The sequence below is a fragment of the Streptomyces beijiangensis genome, assembly GCF_017315755.1.
Classification (GTDB): Bacteria; Actinomycetota; Actinomycetes; order Streptomycetales; family Streptomycetaceae; genus Streptomyces; species Streptomyces beijiangensis.
Genome location: NZ_JAFLRJ010000968.1, coordinates 1 through 243, shown reverse-complemented (window position 1 = coordinate 243; position 243 = coordinate 1). Strand labels below are relative to the sequence as shown.

The following is a 243-nucleotide window of genomic DNA, read 5'->3' as shown; positions in this document are numbered from 1 at the left end:
GGGCAGCACCCGCGCGCCCAGCTTCCACGTCCCGGTGTGCGCCACGTCCTCCCCGGCGAGCAGCCGCAGGAAGTGCGACTTGCCGGAGCCGTTCGAGCCGAGGACCGCGACCCGCTCCCCGTAGAAGACCTCCAGGGAGAAGGGCTTCATCAGGCCGGTCAGCTCAAGGTTCTCGACCGTCACGGCCCGCACCCCGGTCCGCCCGCCGCGCGAGCAGGACATCAAGATGCGGCTGCGCGGCGG

1 protein-coding gene is annotated in these 243 nt (G+C 72.4%); it reads right to left on the bottom strand.

All coding sequences use genetic code 11. The features are described 5' to 3' along the window. On the bottom strand, window positions 1-243 hold a 243-nt coding region (locus tag J0695_RS40125), incomplete at both ends, for an ATP-binding cassette domain-containing protein (protein WP_206969747.1).